The sequence below is a fragment of the Nocardia sp. CC213A genome, assembly GCF_030766805.1.
Classification (GTDB): Bacteria; Actinomycetota; Actinomycetes; order Mycobacteriales; family Mycobacteriaceae; genus Nocardia; species Nocardia otitidiscaviarum.
Window position 1 is genome coordinate 45,584 of sequence record NZ_JASFXA010000018.1, and the last position, 18,856, is coordinate 64,439.

Annotated in this window: 19 protein-coding genes and 1 tRNA gene; 12 read left to right on the forward strand and 8 right to left on the reverse strand. The window is 68.2% G+C overall.

The annotated features are described in order from the left end of the window. Positions 1-126: 126 nt before the first annotated feature. The 5 genes from QJS31_RS27840 to QJS31_RS27860 form a co-directional block, all read right to left on the reverse strand. Entirely contained in the window at positions 127-1,524 is a 1,398-nt protein-coding gene (locus QJS31_RS27840; RefSeq protein ID WP_306358108.1) for an MATE family efflux transporter, read from the reverse strand. Further along, on the reverse strand, positions 1,521-2,672 hold the full coding sequence (locus QJS31_RS27845) for a PLP-dependent cysteine synthase family protein (protein ID WP_306358109.1): 1,152 nt from the start codon (positions 2,670-2,672) through the stop codon (positions 1,521-1,523). The genes QJS31_RS27840 and QJS31_RS27845 overlap by 4 nt, the downstream gene beginning before the upstream one ends. 126 nt (positions 2,673-2,798) lie before the next feature. Beyond that, on the reverse strand, positions 2,799-4,193 hold the full coding sequence (locus tag QJS31_RS27850) for a Y4yA family PLP-dependent enzyme (protein ID WP_306358110.1): 1,395 nt from the start codon (positions 4,191-4,193) through the stop codon (positions 2,799-2,801). Positions 4,194-4,251: 58 nt separating this feature from the next. Beyond that, entirely contained in the window at positions 4,252-5,214 is a 963-nt protein-coding gene (locus QJS31_RS27855; protein WP_029931274.1) for an ornithine cyclodeaminase, read from the reverse strand. A gap of 30 nt (positions 5,215-5,244) precedes the next feature. Next, positions 5,245-6,318: a TauD/TfdA family dioxygenase gene (locus QJS31_RS27860; RefSeq protein WP_282779348.1), complete on the reverse strand. Its 1,074-nt coding sequence runs from the start codon at positions 6,316-6,318 to the stop codon at positions 5,245-5,247. Positions 6,319-6,540: 222 nt separating this feature from the next. Between QJS31_RS27860 and QJS31_RS27865 the strand changes: the two genes are divergently transcribed. The 8 genes from QJS31_RS27865 to QJS31_RS27900 all read left to right on the forward strand — a co-directional run bounded on the left by QJS31_RS27865 (position 6,541) and on the right by QJS31_RS27900 (position 13,920). After that, entirely contained in the window at positions 6,541-7,302 is a 762-nt protein-coding gene (locus QJS31_RS27865) for a lytic transglycosylase domain-containing protein (RefSeq protein WP_372341557.1), read from the forward strand. 180 nt (positions 7,303-7,482) lie between these two features. Continuing rightward, positions 7,483-8,769 carry a phosphopyruvate hydratase gene (gene eno / locus QJS31_RS27870; protein WP_282779346.1) on the forward strand — a complete coding sequence of 429 codons (1,287 nt, stop codon included), beginning with the start codon at positions 7,483-7,485 and terminating at the stop codon, positions 8,767-8,769. 79 nt (positions 8,770-8,848) lie between these two features. Continuing rightward, positions 8,849-9,421 carry a septum formation initiator family protein gene (locus QJS31_RS27875; RefSeq protein ID WP_282779345.1) on the forward strand — a complete coding sequence of 191 codons (573 nt, stop codon included), beginning with the start codon at positions 8,849-8,851 and terminating at the stop codon, positions 9,419-9,421. Then, a complete protein-coding gene (locus QJS31_RS27880; RefSeq protein WP_039817083.1) occupies positions 9,418-9,957 on the forward strand; it encodes a DUF501 domain-containing protein in 540 nt (179 codons plus the stop codon). The genes QJS31_RS27875 and QJS31_RS27880 overlap by 4 nt, the downstream gene beginning before the upstream one ends. Positions 9,958-9,983: 26 nt before the next feature. Then, on the forward strand, positions 9,984-10,958 hold the full coding sequence (locus QJS31_RS27885) for a Ppx/GppA phosphatase family protein (RefSeq protein ID WP_306358111.1): 975 nt from the start codon (positions 9,984-9,986) through the stop codon (positions 10,956-10,958). 118 nt (positions 10,959-11,076) lie between these two features. Next, entirely contained in the window at positions 11,077-12,540 is a 1,464-nt protein-coding gene (locus tag QJS31_RS27890; protein WP_282779341.1) for a peptide MFS transporter, read from the forward strand. A 293-nt stretch (positions 12,541-12,833) separates the two neighbouring features. Beyond that, positions 12,834-13,694: a cutinase family protein gene (locus QJS31_RS27895; RefSeq protein WP_372341561.1), complete on the forward strand. Its 861-nt coding sequence runs from the start codon at positions 12,834-12,836 to the stop codon at positions 13,692-13,694. A gap of 152 nt (positions 13,695-13,846) precedes the next feature. Continuing rightward, positions 13,847-13,920 (forward strand) — tRNA-Leu (locus QJS31_RS27900). Position 13,921: 1 nt separating this feature from the next. On the opposite strand, the gene QJS31_RS27905 is transcribed toward QJS31_RS27900, so the two are convergent. From QJS31_RS27905 to QJS31_RS27915, 3 genes are read right to left on the reverse strand one after another with little or no spacing between them, the layout of a single operon-like run. Continuing rightward, entirely contained in the window at positions 13,922-14,188 is a 267-nt protein-coding gene (locus QJS31_RS27905) for a hypothetical protein (RefSeq protein WP_306358113.1), read from the reverse strand. A gap of 49 nt (positions 14,189-14,237) precedes the next feature. Beyond that, positions 14,238-14,495 (reverse strand): Txe/YoeB family addiction module toxin, encoded by a 258-nt coding sequence (locus QJS31_RS27910; protein WP_282779339.1) that lies wholly within the window; start codon positions 14,493-14,495, stop codon positions 14,238-14,240. Next, positions 14,492-15,199 (reverse strand): type II toxin-antitoxin system Phd/YefM family antitoxin, encoded by a 708-nt coding sequence (locus tag QJS31_RS27915; RefSeq protein ID WP_282779338.1) that lies wholly within the window; start codon positions 15,197-15,199, stop codon positions 14,492-14,494. The genes QJS31_RS27910 and QJS31_RS27915 overlap by 4 nt, the downstream gene beginning before the upstream one ends. Positions 15,200-15,281: 82 nt before the next feature. Between QJS31_RS27915 and QJS31_RS27920 the strand changes: the two genes are divergently transcribed. The 4 genes from QJS31_RS27920 (at position 15,282) to QJS31_RS27935 (ending at position 18,852) form a co-directional block, all read left to right on the forward strand. Beyond that, a complete protein-coding gene (locus QJS31_RS27920; protein ID WP_306358114.1) occupies positions 15,282-15,515 on the forward strand; it encodes a hypothetical protein in 234 nt (77 codons plus the stop codon). A 283-nt stretch (positions 15,516-15,798) separates the two neighbouring features. Further along, positions 15,799-17,031 carry an IS256 family transposase gene (locus QJS31_RS27925; protein WP_282779336.1) on the forward strand — a complete coding sequence of 411 codons (1,233 nt, stop codon included), beginning with the start codon at positions 15,799-15,801 and terminating at the stop codon, positions 17,029-17,031. Between the two features lie 614 nt (positions 17,032-17,645). Next, positions 17,646-18,335 carry an MspA family porin gene (locus QJS31_RS27930; RefSeq protein WP_306358115.1) on the forward strand — a complete coding sequence of 230 codons (690 nt, stop codon included), beginning with the start codon at positions 17,646-17,648 and terminating at the stop codon, positions 18,333-18,335. 220 nt (positions 18,336-18,555) lie between these two features. Further along, positions 18,556-18,852, forward strand: a complete 297-nt coding sequence (locus tag QJS31_RS27935) for a hypothetical protein (RefSeq protein WP_306358116.1) — start codon at positions 18,556-18,558, stop codon at positions 18,850-18,852. Positions 18,853-18,856: the final 4 nt, after the last annotated feature.

The following is an 18,856-nucleotide window of genomic DNA, read 5'->3' on the forward strand; positions in this document are numbered from 1 at the left end:
CCCCGGCGGTTTCGTCTTCGCCCTTGCTTGCCGATTCCGTCGGCCAGGATAGCGAAGCCGTTTCTTCCAGCCTGCCCGTGCCCAGTGACGGCATGCTTGCGGAAAGGTGAGATTTACGTGTCGGCTTCAACCACCGAGGCTATTGGCCAGCACCCGGGGATGCTCCTGCTCACGCGCGTCCAGCAGCGCGAAGTAGCGGCGCAGCATCAGCACAGCGGTGGTGGCGAGTCCGGCGGCCAGACCCCACCAGACGCCCGCCGCCTCCAGGTGCAGCGGGTAGGCGAGCAGCAGCGCCGTGGGCAATCCCACAGCCCAGTAGCCGATCAGCGACAGCCGGAATCCCGCCTTGGTGTCCTTCAGGCCGCGCAGCAACCCCACGCCGATGTTCTGGGCCGCGTCGAAGAACTGGAGCACGATGGCGATCAACAGCAGGGTGTGCGCCAGCGCGACGGTATCCCCGTTGGCGTCGCCGAGGAACGGTTTCAGCACCCAGTCCGGGGCGAGGACGTACGCCGTGCCGGTGATCGCGGCGACAATGGCCGCGTAGCGCAGCGCCAACCACGCCACCGAGCGCGCGTGCGGGTACTCGTCGCGCGCCACCGCCGTGCTCACCAGGATGGACGAGCCGTGCGAGAGGCCGATGGCGACCTGGAAGACGATGTAGACGATCTGGTAGACGACATTGTGCGCGGCCAGCGCGGCCGCCCCCAGCGTGCCCATGACCAGGGCCAGCACCGAGAACATGCCCGCCTCGGAGCCGTAGGTGAGCGCGATGGGCGTGCCCAGCTTCAACTCGTCGCGCACCGTCCGCATGCGCACGGGCCACATCTGAATCGGCAGCGTCGGACCGAGTTTCGGGTCGCGGCGCACCATGGCCCAGAACACGCCGAAGGTGATGAGGAAGACCAGGGAGGTGGCCACGCCGATCCCGGTCAGCCCGAGCGCGGGCAGGCCGAGCCACCCGTACATGAGGCCCAGGGCCAGCACGAGATTGAGCGCCACCGAGCCGAGCGTCACCAGCAGCAGCGCCTGGGGCCGCTGCATACCGACGGTGTACTGCCGCAGCACCTGGAACCACAGGCAGGGCAGCAGGCCCGGGGCCAGCGCCACCATCATGGGCCGCGCCGCCGCCAGCACCGAGGCGTCCTGGCCCAGCCATTGCAGGCTCCAGCCGAGCCCGATCAGCAGCGCGCCGCCGAGGATGCCGGCCAGGGTGGCGATGAGGAAGCTCGACCGCACCACCTCGCGCACCTCGCGCTCCGCGCTCACGCCGCGCTTGTCGGCGCGACTCACCGCGATGGCGACCTGATTGCCGGTGCCGGTGATCAGCCCGACGCACATGGTGCGGATCTGGTTGAACAGCACCAGCGCCAGTCCGCCCGCCGCCACCTGCCGCACCCCGAGCGTGCCCATGAGCGCGATATTGGTGGTGGACACCGCCACCTGGGCCAGTTGGGTCAGTGCGATCGGCGTCGCCAGCGCGGTGAGCCGTCGCCCGTCGGATTGCCTGGTGGCGGAGCTCATTTGGCCGAGACTCCGGACACCGGCGCGCGCTGGTCGGCGGGCAGCAGGATGGTGTGGGTCGCGCGCGGGGTGCGCGCCGCCTCGGCCGCCGCCGCGGCGTCACGGCGGGCCGCGGACGGGAGCCGGTCGAGCAGTGCGGCGACGGCGCGTTCGGTCTCGGCGTCCAGGAGGTCGCGGTCGTTCATCCACTCGTCGTCGAACACGGTGTCGAGGTATTTCTCGCCGCCGTCGCAGACAATGGTGACCACGGCCGATCCGGCCGGGAAGTCGTCGAGTCGCCGCAGGGCCGCGAATACCGAACCGCCCGCGGAGCCGCCGATCATGAGGCCGAGCTTGGCGGCCAGGACCCGCGCGGTGGCGAACGCCTCCACATCGGAGACCTTGACGCCCTCCTTCAGCAGGCCCAGGTCCTCGGCGACGATCTTGCCCGGATCGGCTCCCTCCGGGGTGCCGGTGCCGGACTGCCAGTAGGGGCCGGCCGGTCCGCCGAAGGCGATGGAGCCGACCGGCTCCACCCCGTAGAGCAGCGGTTCGATTCCGCGCTCGCGCAGGCGGCGCGCGGTGCCGAACATGGAGCCTCCGGTGCCGACGGCGGAAATCAACACATCCACCCGCCCGAGTTCATCGAGCAACTCGTCGGCCAGCGCGTAGTAACCGAGCGCATTGGCGTCGTTGTTGTGCTGTTCGGTGAAGTACGCATTCGGCGCTGTTCCGGCGCCGAGTGCGGCCTCGCATTCCTCGCGCGCCATTTTCTCGGCGAGTTCCTCACGTGCCGAGGTGGAAAGGCTGTCATCGCCTTCCTCCGCTACGAACACCAGTTCGGCACCCATCGCTTTCATCGCGCGCAACTTGTCCCTACAGGCGTGGTGGTCGACCACCGCGGTAAAGCGATACCCACGCTCAGCCGCTACAACCGCCAGGCCGAGTCCGGTATTTCCGGAGGTCGACTCGATGATGTGGCCGCCGGGGGAGAGCAGGCCGCGGTGTTCGGCATCGTCCACCATGGCGCGGGCCATGCGAATCTTCGCCGCGCCGGTGGGATTGAGATTCTCCAGTTTCAGATACAGCCTGGTGCCGGTGTCAGTGGCGGCCAGTTCGAACAGCGGGGTGTGTCCGATCAGGTCTGTCACACGGGTGACAACCGACATCGCGGGATTCTCCTCAGGATCGGGTAGGGCATGGATGGATTCGAGCGCGGCCGACCGGCCTGAAACGCTAGGTAAGCCTAAGCGTTGATGGTGGAGTTGTCAGCACCACCGCGGCCTGAGTTTCGGCTACCGTTCGGTAATTCGGGATTCCACCGACCATTCGTAGGAATCGCCCGGAATGTCCCGGAGAACGACCTTCGGTGGAATGGCGAGATCGTGGAAGGCGGACTCGTTGGAGTCCATTTGATAACCGGCGGTATTGGGGTAGATCAGCAGATCGCCGGTGCGGGCGGCGCGCGGCAGCGGAATGCGCCGCCTGCTGATCATGTCGTCCTCGAGGCAGGACGCGCCGCCCACCGCCGTCGGCGTCACCGTGCCCGGCTCCGGCGGCCACAGCGCCGGATCGGGCAGGAATTCGCTGCCGAACCACTGCTCGGACAGACTGAGGCTGGTGCCGTTAGCGGTCAGCATCAGGTACGAATGTCCGTGTGCGACAAGTTCTTTCACGCCCTGCACGCCGAAAACCGTACTCCCGGCGCGATCCAGCAGCGCGCGCCCCGGCTCGACCGCCAGTCCGATGCCCTCGCGGCGCAACCGCTGCGCCAGGCCGTCGTGTTCGAGCACCCGGGTCAGCATGCGTGGTCCGGGATGCGGGAAGTGGTAGGGGTAGAGGTCTTTCGGCTCCCAATCGCCGTGGAACCAGTGCGGACTCAGCCGGGTCCGGAAGGCCGTCCACGCCGCCTCGGGTACGTAGTCGACACCGAAGCCGCCGCCGATCGAGATGGTCGTGATCGGGTGCCCCCAGCCCCGGGCCTCCCGGCAGCGCTCGAGCAGTGCCGCCGCCAGCTCCGCGCGGGGCCGGTAGTCGTAGCCGCTGAGATGGAAACTGAAGCCCTCCAGCCGAATCGTCTGCGGGTCGGTCTGCGCCACGGCGAGGTCGAGTTGATCGCCGCGCAGGCCGAAGCGGCTGTCGGATCCCGGGGGGAGCGCGCGCAACAGCACCCGCGCCGGACCGCCGAGCGCGGTCAGGCGATCGAGTTCGGAGAGCGCGTCGATGGCGATGACGGCGCGCGCACGCACCGCCAGCCGCAGCAGCTCATCGGATTTGGCCGGTCCGGTGACCATGAGGTCCCCGCCGTCGACTCCTCCGGCCAGGGCGGCGTGCAGTTCGGCGGTGCTCGAAACATCCACGCCCGCACCGTGCGCCGCGCACTCGGCGACCACGCAGTCGGCCTTGTTGGCCTTCTTGCCGTAGTAGATCGTGCCCACCACACCGGCGGTGGCGAACGCTTGGCGGAAGGCGCGGATATTGTGCCCGACGCGGGCCGGGTACATGACGTGGAAGGGGCCGCCGATCTCGGTCGCCATCTCGCGCAACAGGTTCGGGTGAGCCAGCAGCCTTCGCTCCCATGGGTCGCGGTGGGCGGGCAGCGGCGCGGCGGTGATGTCATCGCGAGTGATGCCATCGTGGTCGGTGTGCGGGTCGGTGGTGTGCGAGTCGGCACCGTTGGTATCCGCCACCGCGGTCAGGGTTTTCGTGAAGTCCGTCAGCGTTCTCCCCTTTCGCTGTCGCACCCGGTCAGTCCCACAACGGCACCTCCGTGCCGCGCCCCTCGGCGATCGCGAGCGTTGCCAGTGCGTGCGCCACCGCGATATCGGTGAGCACGAGACCGCTGTTGTAGACGAAGATGCGTTGGTCGTCGGATAGTCGTCCGGTCGCGCGGCGGCTGAGGATCTGGGGTAGCTCCGCGTCGACCGGACGTAGTCGGCCGTCGGCATCGGCCATATCGGTGCCGGTCAGGGCCATCTGCTCGGCATTGGTGGCGATCACGCGATCGGCCCGGCCGAGCGTGGAGGGGGCCAACCCGTAACCGACCAGCACCGCCACCGCGCCGGGCGCGAGATCATCGGCCTCCACCGCGACCTTGGTGCCCGGCCCGGCGGTGGCCAGCACGACGTCGGCGTCGCGGGCGGCCGCCCGCGGGTCGGAGACGATCTCCAGTTCCGCACGCGGCTGGTGGCGCAGCAGCTCGCGCTGGACGGCCTCGAGCCCCTCGGGATGGGTGCCGTAGAGCATGAGCCGGTCCAGCTGTGGATTGGCGGCCAGCAGATGCGGCAGGGCGTTGCGGCCCTGGGTGCCGGTGCCGATCAGCAGCACGCTGCGCGCACCCGGCCGGACGGTCTCGCGCACCAGCAGCGCCGAGACCGCGGGTGTGCGCAGCGCGCCGACCCGGGCACAGTCCATCATGGCGATGGGCAGCCCGGTGGCGTCGTCGTAGAGCGTGATGGTGGTGTAGTACCGCTTGGTGCTGCGATCGTGGTGCGGATCGAACTTGTAGGACGTCTTCATGGCGACCACGCGACGGCGACCGTCGCGGCCGAGCATGGCGTAAGCCACCGACCAGCCGTCCGGATGCGCAACGCTGAGCTTGCGCGGGTTATCCGAATTCCCCTCCGCGAAGGCGAGGTACGCGTCTTCGACGGCGCGCACCACCTCGCCCGGACTGATCGGGACATCGGCCAGATCGCTGCGGCTGAGCACTCGCAGCGGGGTGGATCGGGTATTCACCTGCTAATTCCTCGGGTCGTAGCGGAACGGCGACACCGTGCGCTGGCCGTACCCGTTCTCGGTGCTCTCGGCCTCGGCGCGACGCCGCCCGGGCAGTCGGATGTTCACCCGCTTGAGCCAGCGGTCGGTGCCGTCGTACCGGGGTTTGAACGGCACCCGGCCGTGCACCACAACGTCATTGTCCACCAGCAGCAGTTCTCCCGGGGTCAAAGCCGCGGTGATGCACACCCTTTCGAGCTCCAGCGCCAAATGATCGTAGGCGGCCCGGAATTCGGCGTCCGCCTCGTCGAGCGGGGTGTAGGCCGGATCGAAGCGCAGGGTGAGCGCGTCCGCGTCACTGCCCAGGGTGGCCACGGCGGGCGCGGGGCTGGCGGGAAATTCGCTGCCGTAGGACAGATCCGGATGGATGGGCAGCAGCGCGCGCTCCAATCGTGCCCGCTGCCAGGACTCCAGCCGCACCCGCCGCACCGACGACACTGTGGTGCCGACCCGGTCCGGATTGCGCAGGCAGCCGAGCATGAGCAGGTTCGCGCGCTCCGGGTGGAAGGCGTCCTCGGTGTGCGGGGCGAGCAGGGTGGTGCTGCTGGCCCCGGTCTGTTCCTGCTCGTGGCCCGGACTGGGCACGATGTTGTTGACCAGCCGCCCCGCCTGCTGGCCCTGCCAGCCGAACGGCTCGCCGGCACAGCGCGCCAGCAGCAGCATGGCGATGTCGAGTTCGAAGGAGGCGGCGCAGCGGACCGGATCGCCCGCCCAGGCCGCCGCCTGCCGCCAGTCGATGGGGGTGGGGCCGAGTTCGGCGTCGGCCACGGGCAGTTCGCCGATGATGGTGACACCCGCGGCGGTGGCGGGCGCGCGCATGGCCTCGTGTACGGCCTCGGGCAATTCCCGATAGCGGGTGTCGACCGTGTCGATCAGCGTCGAATGTGCGAGGGTGGTGGATATCGCCGGATCATGTCCGAGTGTGACGGCGATCTCATGGGCGAGGTCGCGGATGGATCGTGACGCCGCCGCGGGCAGCGCGCGTCGTTCGATATCGGCGGGGTGAAGCGAGTTACGTTCGAAGAGAACGCTTTTCACCGAGGGTTGTCCCTTCTTCGCATCGTTGGTGCGCGGACGTTCGATGGTGAAAAGTACACGGCTTACTGAGGTTAGGCTAGCCTGTGCTTAGCGTCCGGCGTGTCGCAGAGAAATAGCGGGTTGGCATGGAAGGGTAGTGCTGAAAGGTTGCCGGCACCCCGGATTCGGCCGATTCGGCACGGGCGCGTCGGCACATCGTGGCCGATGCGCCGCTTCGTCTGGATGATGAATAACGTGCGTTTCGTGAAGGCCGGCGCTGGCGCCGTCATCTCCCGCGCCGGCCTGCTGGGCACGGCCTGCGCCCTCGTGCTGCTAACCGGTTGCGGGGCAGTGGATCTCACGCCCATTCCGGAGGGTATCCCGCCCGGTCCGGGTGCGCCGCTGCCCGTCATCGACATCGACGCGCCCGGCCGCACCGCGGCGCAGCTGCGCGGCTGGGCCGAGGAACAGTCCGACGCCCTGGGCATTCCGGTGGTGTCGCTGGAGGCGTACGGCTATGCCGCCGCCGTCATGGCGCGCGCCCGGCCGGACTGCGGCATCGCCTGGACCACCATCGCGGGCATCGCGAGCGTCGAGAGTCGGCACGGCACCCACCGCGGCGCCGACGTCGCCGCGGACGGCACCGTGTCGCCGCCGATTCGCGGGATCCCCCTGGACGGTTCGCCCGGCGTCGCGCGCATCGAGGACACCGACGGCGGCAGGCTCGACGGTGACACCGTCTACGACCGCGCCCTCGGCCCGATGCAGTTCATCCCGGAGACCTGGCAGCGCTGGGGCGTGGACGCCAATGGCGACGGCATCGCCGATCCGGACAGCATCGACGACGCGGCCCTGACCGCCGCCCGCTACCTGTGCGCCAGCGGCGGCGACCTCACCGGCCCCGAGGGCTGGCAGCGGGCGCTGCTCACCTACAACCAGTCCAACGTCTACATGCACACCGTGCGCGACCGCGCGGCGGCCTACAGCGTGGGGCGCAGAGCCTGAGCGCGGTCCGCCGGGCCGAACGCGTCCGGCGGAAACCACCGGTCACCGGCCGCGGTCTGCTTGCGCCGGTCGGGCGGACCGGCTGGCGGGGCGAGCGGCCGGGCAACCTTGCGTTAGGCTCGGCACCGCACGGGAATGCCGTGCGACCTGCCGAGCAAGCAGCCGAAGGAGTGTCGTTTCGTGGCCATCATCGAACAGGTCGGAGCTCGCGAGATCCTGGATTCTCGTGGTAACCCCACCGTCGAGGTCGAGATCGCTCTCGACGACGGCACCCTCACCCGGGCGGCGGTGCCGTCCGGCGCGTCGACCGGCGAGCACGAGGCCGTCGAGCTCCGCGACGGCGGAGACCGCTACCAGGGCAAGGGCGTGCAGAAGGCCGTCGAGGGCGTGCTGGACGAGATCGCCCCGGCCGTGATCGGCCTGGACGCGGTCGAGCAGCGCACCGTCGATCAGACCCTGCTGGACCTGGACGGCACCCCCGACAAGTCGCGCCTCGGCGCGAACGCCCTGCTGGGCGTGTCGCTGGCGGTGGCCCGCGCCGCCGCCGAATCCTCCGGCCTGGAGCTGTTCCGCTACATCGGCGGTCCCAACGCCCACGTGCTGCCGGTGCCCATGATGAACATCGTCAACGGTGGCGCGCACGCCGACACCGGCGTGGACGTGCAGGAATTCATGATCGCCCCGATCGGCGCGCCGACCTTCAAGGAGTCGCTGCGCTGGGGTGCGGAGGTCTACCACTCGCTCAAGTCGGTGCTGAAGTCGCAGGGCCTGTCCACCGGTCTGGGCGACGAGGGCGGTTTCGCCCCCGACGTCGCGGGCACCCGCGCCGCGCTGGACCTCATCGCCTCCGCCATCGAGAAGGCGGGCTACAAGCTGGGCACCGATGTGGCGCTGGCCCTGGACGTGGCCGCCACCGAGTTCTACACCGCCGGTGAGGGTTACAAGTTCGAGGGCAGCGTGCGCAGCGCCGCCCAGATGAACGAGTTCTACAGCGAACTGCTGTCGGCATACCCGATCGTCTCGATCGAGGACCCGCTGTCCGAAGACGACTGGGACGGCTGGGTCGCGCTGACCGACGCCATCGGCGACAAGGTGCAGCTGGTCGGCGACGACCTGTTCGTCACCAACCCGGAGCGCCTGGAGGAGGGCATCGCCAAGGGCGCCGCCAACGCGCTGCTGGTGAAGGTCAACCAGATCGGCACCCTCACCGAGACCCTGGACGCCGTGGACCTGGCGCACCGCAACGGCTACAAGACCATGATGAGCCACCGGTCCGGCGAGACCGAGGACACCACCATCGCCGATCTGGCCGTGGCCGTCGGCTCCGGTCAGATCAAGACCGGCGCACCGGCCCGCTCGGAGCGCGTGGCCAAGTACAACCAGCTGCTGCGCATCGAGGACGCCCTGGGCGACTCGGCGCGCTACGCCGGTGACGTCGCCTTCCCGCGTTTCGCGTTCGAAGGCTGAATAATCGGGCTCGGGAAATCGGTAGCCCGGGGGTCGCACGGCCCCCGGGTGTCGAATCGGCTGAGTTTCGAGGTGTGAGATGACGGAGCGGCGAGCGCGCGGTACCAGTCCGGCCGGACGCGGGGACCGCCGCTCGTCGCGATCCGCCAGATCGCGACCGGCGGCCAGCGGTAAGGGCCGCACCACCGCCGGAGCGCGGGCCGCCGCCCGGCGTGCCGCCAAATCCGCGAAACCCGCACGGTCCGAACACAAGATCCTCGGCCTGTCCACCGGGCGGGCGGTGCTGCTGGCCGCGGTGGTCGCCGCGCTGGCCCTCACCCTCGCGGTGCCGCTGCGCACCTATTTCAGCCAGCGTGCCGAGGCCCAGCAGCTCGCCGCCGAGCGGGCGCAGCTGGAGGCCGAGGTGGCGGAGCTGCGCGATCGCCGTGCGCAGCAACAGGATCCGGCCTACACCCGGGCCGAGGCACGAGACCGGCTGCGGCTGGTGATGCCCGGCGAAACCCCCTACATCGTGCAGGTGCCCGGTATCGAACAACCCGCGGTGCCGAGCCCGACCAGCACACCGCGGGAACCCGACCCCTGGTACACCGAGCTGTGGCGCAGTATCGCCGAGCCGCAGCCCACACCCACGCAGGAAGGAGCACCCGGGTGACGTACGAAGAGCCCACCGACCGGGATCTCGAGATCGTCGCCGAGCAGCTGGGGCGCGCCCCGCGCGGGGTGCTCGCCATCGCCTACCGCACGCCCGACGGTGTGCCCGCCGTCGTGAAGACGGCCCCGAAGCTGCCCGACGGCACCCCGTTCCCGACGCTGTTCTATCTGACCGATCCGCGGCTCACCGCCGAGGCCAGCCGGTTGGAGACCACCGGCCTCATGCGCGAGATGACCGAGCGGCTGGGACGCGACACCGAACTGGCCGCCGCCTACCGCGCGGCCTACGAGGGGTATCTCGCCGAACGCGACGCCATCGAATCGCTGGGCACCGATTTCGCCGGTGGCGGCATGCCCGATCGGGTGAAATGCCTGCACGTGCTGATCGCGCACTCGCTGGCCAAGGGGCCGGGAGTGAATCCGCTCGGCGACGAAGCGGTGGCGCTGGCCGCCGACCACGGCCTGCGCGGCACCGCGATTCCCGCGGACTGGCCGAAATACGAAGCGTACGGGACCGATTCGGCCGCCGCGGAGTAGCCGGAGGAGTATTCGAGGAGTAGTTCATGACCGACCGGATCGCCGCCGTCGACTGCGGCACCAATTCCATCCGACTACTGATCGCCGATGTCGCCCCGGCCGGGGAGGCGTCGGCGACGCCGCATCTGACCGATGTGCACCGTGAGATGCGCATCGTGCGGCTCGGGCAGGGCGTGGACGCGACCGGCTCGCTGCACCCCGAGGCCATCGAGCGCACCCGCGCCGCCCTGCACGACTACGTGGATCTCATGCTCGACGCCGGGGTCTCGCGGGTGCGCATGGTCGCCACCTCCGCCACCCGCGACGCGAGCAATCGCGAGGACTTCTTCGCCATGACCCGCGCGGAGCTCGGGCGCGTGGTGCCGGGTGCGCAGGCCGAGGTGATCACCGGGGACGAGGAGGCGCGGCTGTCCTTCGCCGGGGCCGTTGGCGAATTATCCAGTGCCGACGGGCCTTTCGTGGTGGTCGACCTCGGCGGCGGGTCCACCGAGGTGGTGCTGGGCGACAGTTCCGGTGTGCAGGCGGCCTATTCGGCCGATATCGGTTGTGTGCGGATCACCGAACGCTGCCTGCGCGGCGATCCGCCGACGCCGGAGGAGGTGGCGTCCGGGCGGTTCTTCGCCTCCGAACGGCTGGCGCAGGCGTTCGGCGTGGTGCCGGTGGAGCGCGCCCGCACCTGGGTCGGCGTTGCCGGGACCGTGACCACGCTGGCGGCCGTCGCCCTCGACCTGCCCGAATACGATTCGGAGAAGGTACATCTCACGCGCCTGACGCTGCCGGAGGTGCGCGCCGTCTGCGATCGGCTGATCGGCATGACGCACGACGAGCGGGCGGCGCTGGGTCCCATGCATCCGGGCCGGGTGGACGTCATCGGCGGTGGCGCGGTGATCACCGAGGTGCTGGCGGACGAGCTGGCGCGCCGCGCCGGAATCGACGCGCTCATCGTCAGCGAGCACGACATCCTGGACGGCATCGCGCTGTCGGTCGCACCCCGGCGATAGGATCGGCGCATGGCCGCGACAACCCAGGTCACGGCCCGTTTGTGCGGTTGAACAAGCGGTGACGGGAGTGCGTCCCCGATGTTGCTGTTCAATTGCCCAATATGGGAGGGTGACGCACATGACAGCTACACCTCTCGCGAAGGAGGGGGCCGAACGCACCCTGTTCGGGCACCCCATCGGCCTCGCGAATCTGTTCGGCGTGGAGCTCTGGGAACGTTTCTCGTTCTACGGCATGCTCACGATCCTGGGCTACTACCTGTACTACTCGACCACCGAGGGTGGTCTCGCCATGCCGCAGGCCACCGCCACCGGCATCGTCGGGGCGTACGGCGGTCTCGTCTATCTGTCCACGGTGCTGGGCGGCTGGCTCGCCGACCGGGTGCTCGGGATGGAGCGCACCGTCTTCTACGGCGGCGTGGTCGTCATGGCGGGCCATATCGCGCTGGCGATCATCCCGGACCTGGCGGGCGTCGCGGTCGGCCTGGTGCTGGTGGCGCTCGGTTCCGGTGCGCTCAAGGCCAATGCCTCCTCGCTGCTGGGCACCCTGTACGCCAAGGGCGACGCGCGCGCGGACGGCGGGTTCACCCTGTTCTATCTGGGCATCAACCTGGGCGCCTTCGCCGGTCCGCTCATCACCGGCCTGCTGCAATCGCATGTCGGCTTCCACTACGGCTTCGGCGCGGCCGCCATCGGCATGGCGCTGGGCCTGACGCAGTACGTGGTGTTCCGCCGCAATCTCGGCGACCACGGCCGCGAGGTGCCGAACCCGCTGCCGCGCCCCGAGATTCCGCGCACGGTGGCCGCGGTGGCCGGTTTCGGCGTGGTGGTCGTACTCGCATGGATGACCGGACTGCTCACCCTGGAGAATCTGCCCGACGTCACCACCGGGGTGATCGTGCTGGCCTCCATCGCCTACTTCGTCATCATGCTCACCAGCGCCAAGGTGGAGCCCATCGAGCGGGTGCGGGTGCGGGCCTATATTCCGCTGTTCATCGCGAACGCGGTGTTCTGGTCGCTGTTCCAGCAGATCTTCACCGTGCTGGCGGTGTACTCCGATGAACGCATCGACTGGAATGTGTTCGGCTGGACCGCGCCGTCGAACTGGATCGGCTCCATGGAGCCGGTGTGGATCATCGCGCTGTCGCCGCTGTTCGCCGTCATGTGGACGCGGCTGGGGAACCGCGCGCCGAGTACGCCGCGCAAGTTCGCCATCGGCGTGATCGGGATGGGCGCGGCCTTCATGCTCTTCACCGTGTTCTCCGGAACCGAGGGCAAGTCCGTACCGATCCTGTTCGTCTTCGTGGTGCTGGGCGCGTTCGCCGTCTCCGAGCTGATGCTCTCGCCCATCGGCCTGTCGGTGACGACGAAGCTGGCCCCGAACGCCTTCCGCGCGCAGATGATGGCCCTGTACTTCTTCTCGGTGGGCATGGGCACCTCCATGTCCGGCGTGCTGTCGAAGTACTACGACCCCGCGCATGAACTGGCCTACTTCGGCATCACCGGCCTGGTGACCATCGCCGTGGGTGTGTCCGTCTGGTTCATCGCGCCTCGGGTGAGCCGCCTCATGGAGGGCGTGCACTGACCGATCCGGCTCCGGAGGTGACGGCCGCTGTCGTCACCTCCGGCCAAACGGATTGTTAATACCTTCGCAAAGCACTTTCGCGGAAAGCCTGAAGTTCGCTACGGTCGTTTCGGCCGTCGGCTGGGCGTGGATTTCCGCAGCGTCGCGATCCACGCGGTGTGGATGATGATCCGCTGCGTGCGGAGAACCGAGCAAGGAGTGTGGCCTTGTCGTTGCGAGCAACTGGGCTTCGGCGTGGAACGCGAGCTATTCGTCTGGCCGGTGTCGCCGTCGCGGCCGCGGTGGCGGCGGGCATGGTGTGGGCGACCGGCGCACCCCGCGCGGACGCCGCGCCGGGTGATTGCCCCGCCCTGAACGTGGTGGCGGTGCCAGGCACCTGGGAGACCTCCCGGGACGATCCGAAACAGGGCATGTTGTCCCTGGTGACCAATGGTCTGCCCGGCAGCGTGCGCACCGATTACGTCAGCTACGCGGCCACCGCCCTGCCCTGGGAGGGCGAGGTCTACGGCCGCTCCAAGCGCGAGGCCGTCAATGCCGCCCGCGGCCTGATCGCCGATATGGCGGCCCGCTGCGGCGCAACACGTTTCGCCCTGGTCGGCTACAGCCAGGGTGCCGACGCCGCCGGTGACCTGGCCGCCGAGATCGGCACCGGCCTCGGTGTGGTCCCGCCCGACCGCGTGCTCGCCGTCGGCCTGCTCTCCGACCCCCGCCGCTCACCCACCGACATCCTGGTCGGCCCGCCCGTCCCCGGCGCCGGTGCGGGCGGCGCGCGAGTAGGCGGCTTCGGCTGGCTCGCCCCCAAGGTCCGAACCATCTGCGCCGCAGGCGATCTCTACTGCTCGGTCCCCACCGACGATCTGGCGGGCCGCTTCGCCGGCTTCCTCACCCAACTCTCCGCCCCCGACCCCCTCCAGTTCGGCAACTACGCCCTCACCCTCCAAGCCATCCTCGGTGAGGCCCTCACTCCCGGCTGGAACGCCATCCTCACCGCCCCCGCCGACGACCCCGCCAGCGAACAGTGGGCCCGCCAGGTGGAGGAGTTCTACCGCTCCGGAGTCCACCAGTCCTACCCCGGCTACGTGGTGGACGCCAACGGCACCACCGCCACCACCTGGCTCCGCAACTGGCTCGCGGGCATCGCCCGCACCGCCTGACCCGCCGGGCCGGGTACCAGCCCCGACCAGTCGGCACCCGGCCCGACCACCGCATCCCAGGCCGTCCCCCCGCGGCGCACCTGTGACACCCACCCGAATCCACCCCCGGAAGATTCCGGCACAACCGTACGGCTCGGTAGGCTGACCCCCGCGCCCCCGTAGCCCAATTGGCAGAGGCAGCGGACTTAAAATCCGCCCAGTGTCGGTTCGATCCCGACCGGGGGCACTCAGGAAACCGCTGGTAGATCATCATTTCCCGTGATCTCCTGCTGAGCGTTATCGATCTTGGTCCGCAATTCGTCCGCAGCAGTCAGCGCGCCCGCGTTCATCACCGCCGCCACCGTGTCCAGATCGTCCGGAAACAGGTGGCCGTACAGATCCAGGGTCAAGGTTGCGGTGTTGTGCCCGAGCATCCGCTGTACCACCTTGATATTGGTGCCCGCGCTGATGGCGAGCGACGCGGCGGTATGGCAAGGAACCGATCCGCGGTGCACCGCCCCCCGAGCGTGCGATGGTCAATTCCATCTCACGGGCCTGCGTCGATTACTCGTAGTGGAAGCGGCACGCGATGATGACAACTACGTCGGTGTCGATCGCGTACACCAGCCGATGCTCTCCGTTTATGCGGCGTGACCAATATCCTGCGAGGCTGTGCTTCAACGGTTCCGGCTTCCCGATGCCCTCATGACCGTTGCGCTTGATGTCCGCAATCAATGCGTTGATCCGCCGCAACACCTGCTTGTTGTTCGCCAGCCACCACTGATAGTCATCCCAGGCCGGATCGGTGAACGTCAGCTTCACTTAGTCACCTTGGGCTTTCCGGCACTGGACGCGGCAGGTCCGGGATCGGGAGACTCCGGTTCCTGCTCGGGCTCGGTCGAATGGGACCTATACAGGATGCGAAGGAGTTCTGCCACCTTCGATGATTCGCCCATGTCTGGCATCTCGCGGAACAAGCCATCCGCTCGCGCATCTTCGGCGGCACGAAGGGCGGCTACCAATTCGTCTACCTCTTCGCGAGTGTCGTCGCCCGGACGCGCGCTGTTGATAAGAAATGCCCCCGTCTTTCCGCTGCTCACGTAAGCGATCAGTCGGCCGGACGGGAAAGCGGCGTTCGCACTCGCTGATGCGGGCAGTCCATAGATCCGCAGCGGCGTCCTGGGAGTGGGAGCGTCGGCGGGAGCACTCCCGTCGATGTCCACCAGCTCCCGAGGAGAAGCGCCGCCGGCACGGTGCTCGGCGATAGAGCGTTCCAGGTGCCCGGCATTGGCCGGATTGCCCAGCAGGTGGGCAGTCTCCTTCAGCGCTTCATACTCGCTGAGCGCGACGACTACCGCAGGCTGGTGGCCGGAACGAGTGATCACCACCTCTTCGAGATCTTCGGTGGCGCTGCTTAGAACCGACGCGAGGTTCGCTCGCGCCTCGGTGTAGTTCATCGGCTTCATTTCTTCACTGTACAGGATTCTGTACAGATTGCTGGGCGGCTGGCTTGCTTCCGTGATCACGGATGTTCAGCCCTCTAGGCGATCGAACGTTTGTGCCGTGAGCCTCCTCTGCGGGGCCTGCCAAATCCGGATCATCTCTGCTATGACAGATTCCCGTACGGCGTCCACATACGTCGCTGTCCCCAATCGTCTGACGAACTTCAACCGCGAACGAGATGCGGCAATCACTCGACATGTCGAAGCCGAGCTGGCGAAGGCCGGAGAGCACCTCGCGCACCTCGATATCGGGTCGGGCTACCCGGTGGCTGACAGCGATTACACGAATTGGTGGGTCGAGTACACGACCGGACCGGCCGCCCATGGGTCGTGGGAGTAGTGATTGCGGAGTCCGCAGCCAGTCCGTAGGAGTTTCGATCGCACCCAATCGCGCCAGCAATGCCAACGCACAAACAGTCGCTCATTGGCTGTATCTCGCTGCGCACCAACACTATCCATCGGCATGCAAACGTCGAGAGCTGCCATCTTAAAATGGTTGCGTCCAGCAGGATGGTGTAGCAGCTCGTAGCTCGGCCGGTGAGTACCGAACCCCGGACATGAGGGTGGTCACCGCGTGATCCTTCAAGAGACCGACAAAGTCACTGAAGGAAGAAGTCCACGCGATGACCAGTGTCCAGCCTATCGACCCGAGAAAGCCCTTCACCGAACAATTCGCCACCACCAGCCCGGACCTGCTGCGCGAGATGGTCTCGGCGTTCGTGCAGACCCTGATGAGCGCCGAGGCCGACGCCGCCTGCGGCGCCGGCTACGGCGAACGCAGCGACGACCGCGTCAACCACCGCAACGGCTACCGCCACCGCGACTTCGACACCCGCGTCGGTACCATCGACGTCGCGATCCCGAAACTCCGCTCCGGCAGCTATTTCCCGGACTGGCTACTCGAACGCCGCAAACGCGCCGAACGGGCGCTGACCAGCGTGGTCGCGACCTGCTACCTGCTCGGTGTCTCGACGCGGCGGATGGAGAAACTCGTCGAATCCCTCGGCATCACGAGCCTTTCCAAGTCGCAGGTGTCGATGATGGCCCGCGATCTCGACGCCCAGGTCGAAGCGTTCCGCACCCGGCCCTTGGATCAGAGCCCCTACACGTTCGTCGCCGCGGACGCGCTCGTGCTGAAGGTCCGCGAGAACGGGCGCGTGGTCAATGTCCACGCTCTGATCGCCACCGGCGTCAACGCCGACGGCTACCGGGAAATCCTTGGGCTGCAGGTGACTTCGGGAGAGGACGGCGCGGGCTGGCTGGCGTTCTTCCGGGACCTGGTCGCGCGCGGGCTGGCCGGGGTGAAGTTGGTGACCTCCGACGCCCACGCCGGTCTGGTCGCGGCCATCGGCGCGACCCTGCCCGGCGCGGCCTGGCAGCGTTGCCGCACCCACTACACGGTCAATCTGATGAGCGTCTGCCCGAAATCGTCCTGGCCGTGGGTCCGCACCCTGCTGCATTCGGTACTCGATCAAGCAGACCCGGACTCTGTTGCCGCTCAATATGATCGGATGCTCGACGCGTTGGCCGAGAAACTGCCCAAGGTCGCTGATCACCTCGACACCGCACGCGCGGATCTGCTGGCGTTCACCGCGTTCTCGAAACAGATCTGGCGGCAGATCTGGTCGAACAACCCGCAAGAACGGCTGAACAAGGAGATCCGCCGCCGCACCGACGTCGTCGGGATCTTCCCCGACCGCGGCTCGATCATCCGCCTGGTCGGCGCGGTCCTGGCCGAACAACACGACGAATGGATCGAGGGCCGCCGCTACCTCGGCCTCGACGTCCTGGCCCGCTCCCGCGGGCTCACCACCGACGAACAGGAGGACACCACACCCGCAGAACTCACCGCCTGACCGACAATTCGGATCATGCGGTGACCACCCCAGTTACACCACGCCCCGGGACTTGACCCTTAAATCCGCCCAGTGTCGGTTCGAGCCCGACCCTGGGGGCACGACTTCGACATCTCGGAACGTTTTGATCTCGCAACAGATAGTCGGGCACGGCCCAGCCGTGGGTCAATCGTGGTTGCGCTTTGACGGCGTGGATCGGCTCCGCAGCCTTCGCATGGACCGACTGCGGACGAAGGCTGTGGTCGGGGTCCGCGTGCCGCCGTGTAGCGCCGGAATCGACGTGAGGGCCAGAGAAGACGTGGCCACGGAGATCCGGCCTGGAGACGGTAGGTCAGGCTATGACCGTGACGGCGGGGACGACGGTAAGGCCGATGATCAGCGTGGTGCCGTCGATGTGTCTGGGTATTTCCCAGTGCTGGCATTGATGAACTCCTTCTGGTCCGATCGGTCCGCGGCTGGGAGCTGTCGGTGGAAGGTGGATGGCTCATCACCGTCGAGGGTGTGGCGTGTCGGGGACGGGAATGCGCTGGTCATGGCGGATCGGTCGTCTAGGGTGTGCGCGGGGTTTGCCGTGTCCGGCTCGTTGTCGAGGATCTGAGACAGGAGAGTGTGGCGTGCTCGTTGACGGTGGTGGCATCCGGCCGGTGGTCGGTGCGGGATGCCTGGCCCTGGCGGTGGTGTTGGCCGGTGTCGGCTCTGGGGCCGGTGCCGCGCTGGCGGAGGGCACCCCCGACAAGTCGCGGACGGTGACCACCGCCGACGGTTGGGATATCACCGTCACCAAGTCCCGGGAGAATCTGGAGCGGTGGCCGATCGCGTTGAATGCCGCCGCGTTCTCCCGTGAAGGTTTCTTGTCGGTGATGGCTGTCGGGGAGATCGGCGGTCAGGGGCGTTCGCCGGTGCGGTCCGCGACGATCGCGGTCGGGTTGATGATCGGCTGCAATACGGATGTGTCCTCGGGGATGACCCTCGGGATGGCCGGTACGCTGGGTGCCAACCTCGGCGTGCTCGGTAGCGGCACCGCGTCCCAGTATCCTTCCGGAACCCTCGGTGGTAACGCCGGTCTCAATGCCGGGATCACGCCGAGCGTGCAAGTCACGTTGCGGCCCGGATCCATCACCACTGTCGCTCTGGGGTCCAAGCCCCTTGCGGCCGCGACCGGCTATCTGGCCCTCTACGACGTCGCCTTGCGTGTGGACTCCTGCGTGGGGCAGGTCGCGTTGCGGTCGGTCGCGGCGTTGACCGTCTCGACCGCTGCCGCCGACGACACCATTACCGTGTTCGGCGATCCGCTCTCGTTCTGACCGCCCCCCTGGTGATCGGGCGGTCGCGTCGACTCGGCTGAGCGTGACCGAATTGTCGCCATCGAATCGGTGTTGTTGCTGGTCATCGACGGTTACGATCCCAATGGTTCTGATCTTGATCAGGTCTTCGCGCGTGGGCACCGCTTTCTCCGTGTTCTCTGGTTCAGCGTTCTCTGGTTCAGCGAAATCCGCAGTACAGCAGAGGAAGGAACTCCGCCCCATGGGCACCGCCGCGACGCAGTCGCCCGGGCAACACACCGACGACACCGCCCCGCCGCAGTCGTCGGGCTCGCTGGCGCGGCCGGTCGCCGCCGTGGTGGTTGGCCTGGTTCTGTTGATCGCGGCTTTTGCAGTGCTGGGCCGTATCCCGCAGTGGGCCGACCGGTACGGCGCGATCTGGGTGTATCTGGGCTTCTTCGTGGTCATGTCGATCGCGGGCCGACTGTTCTGGCAGGGCGCGGACAAACTGGTGGAGCGGATGCGGTCCGGCGGCAGCACCTCGACCCCAGCCCGGTGACCAT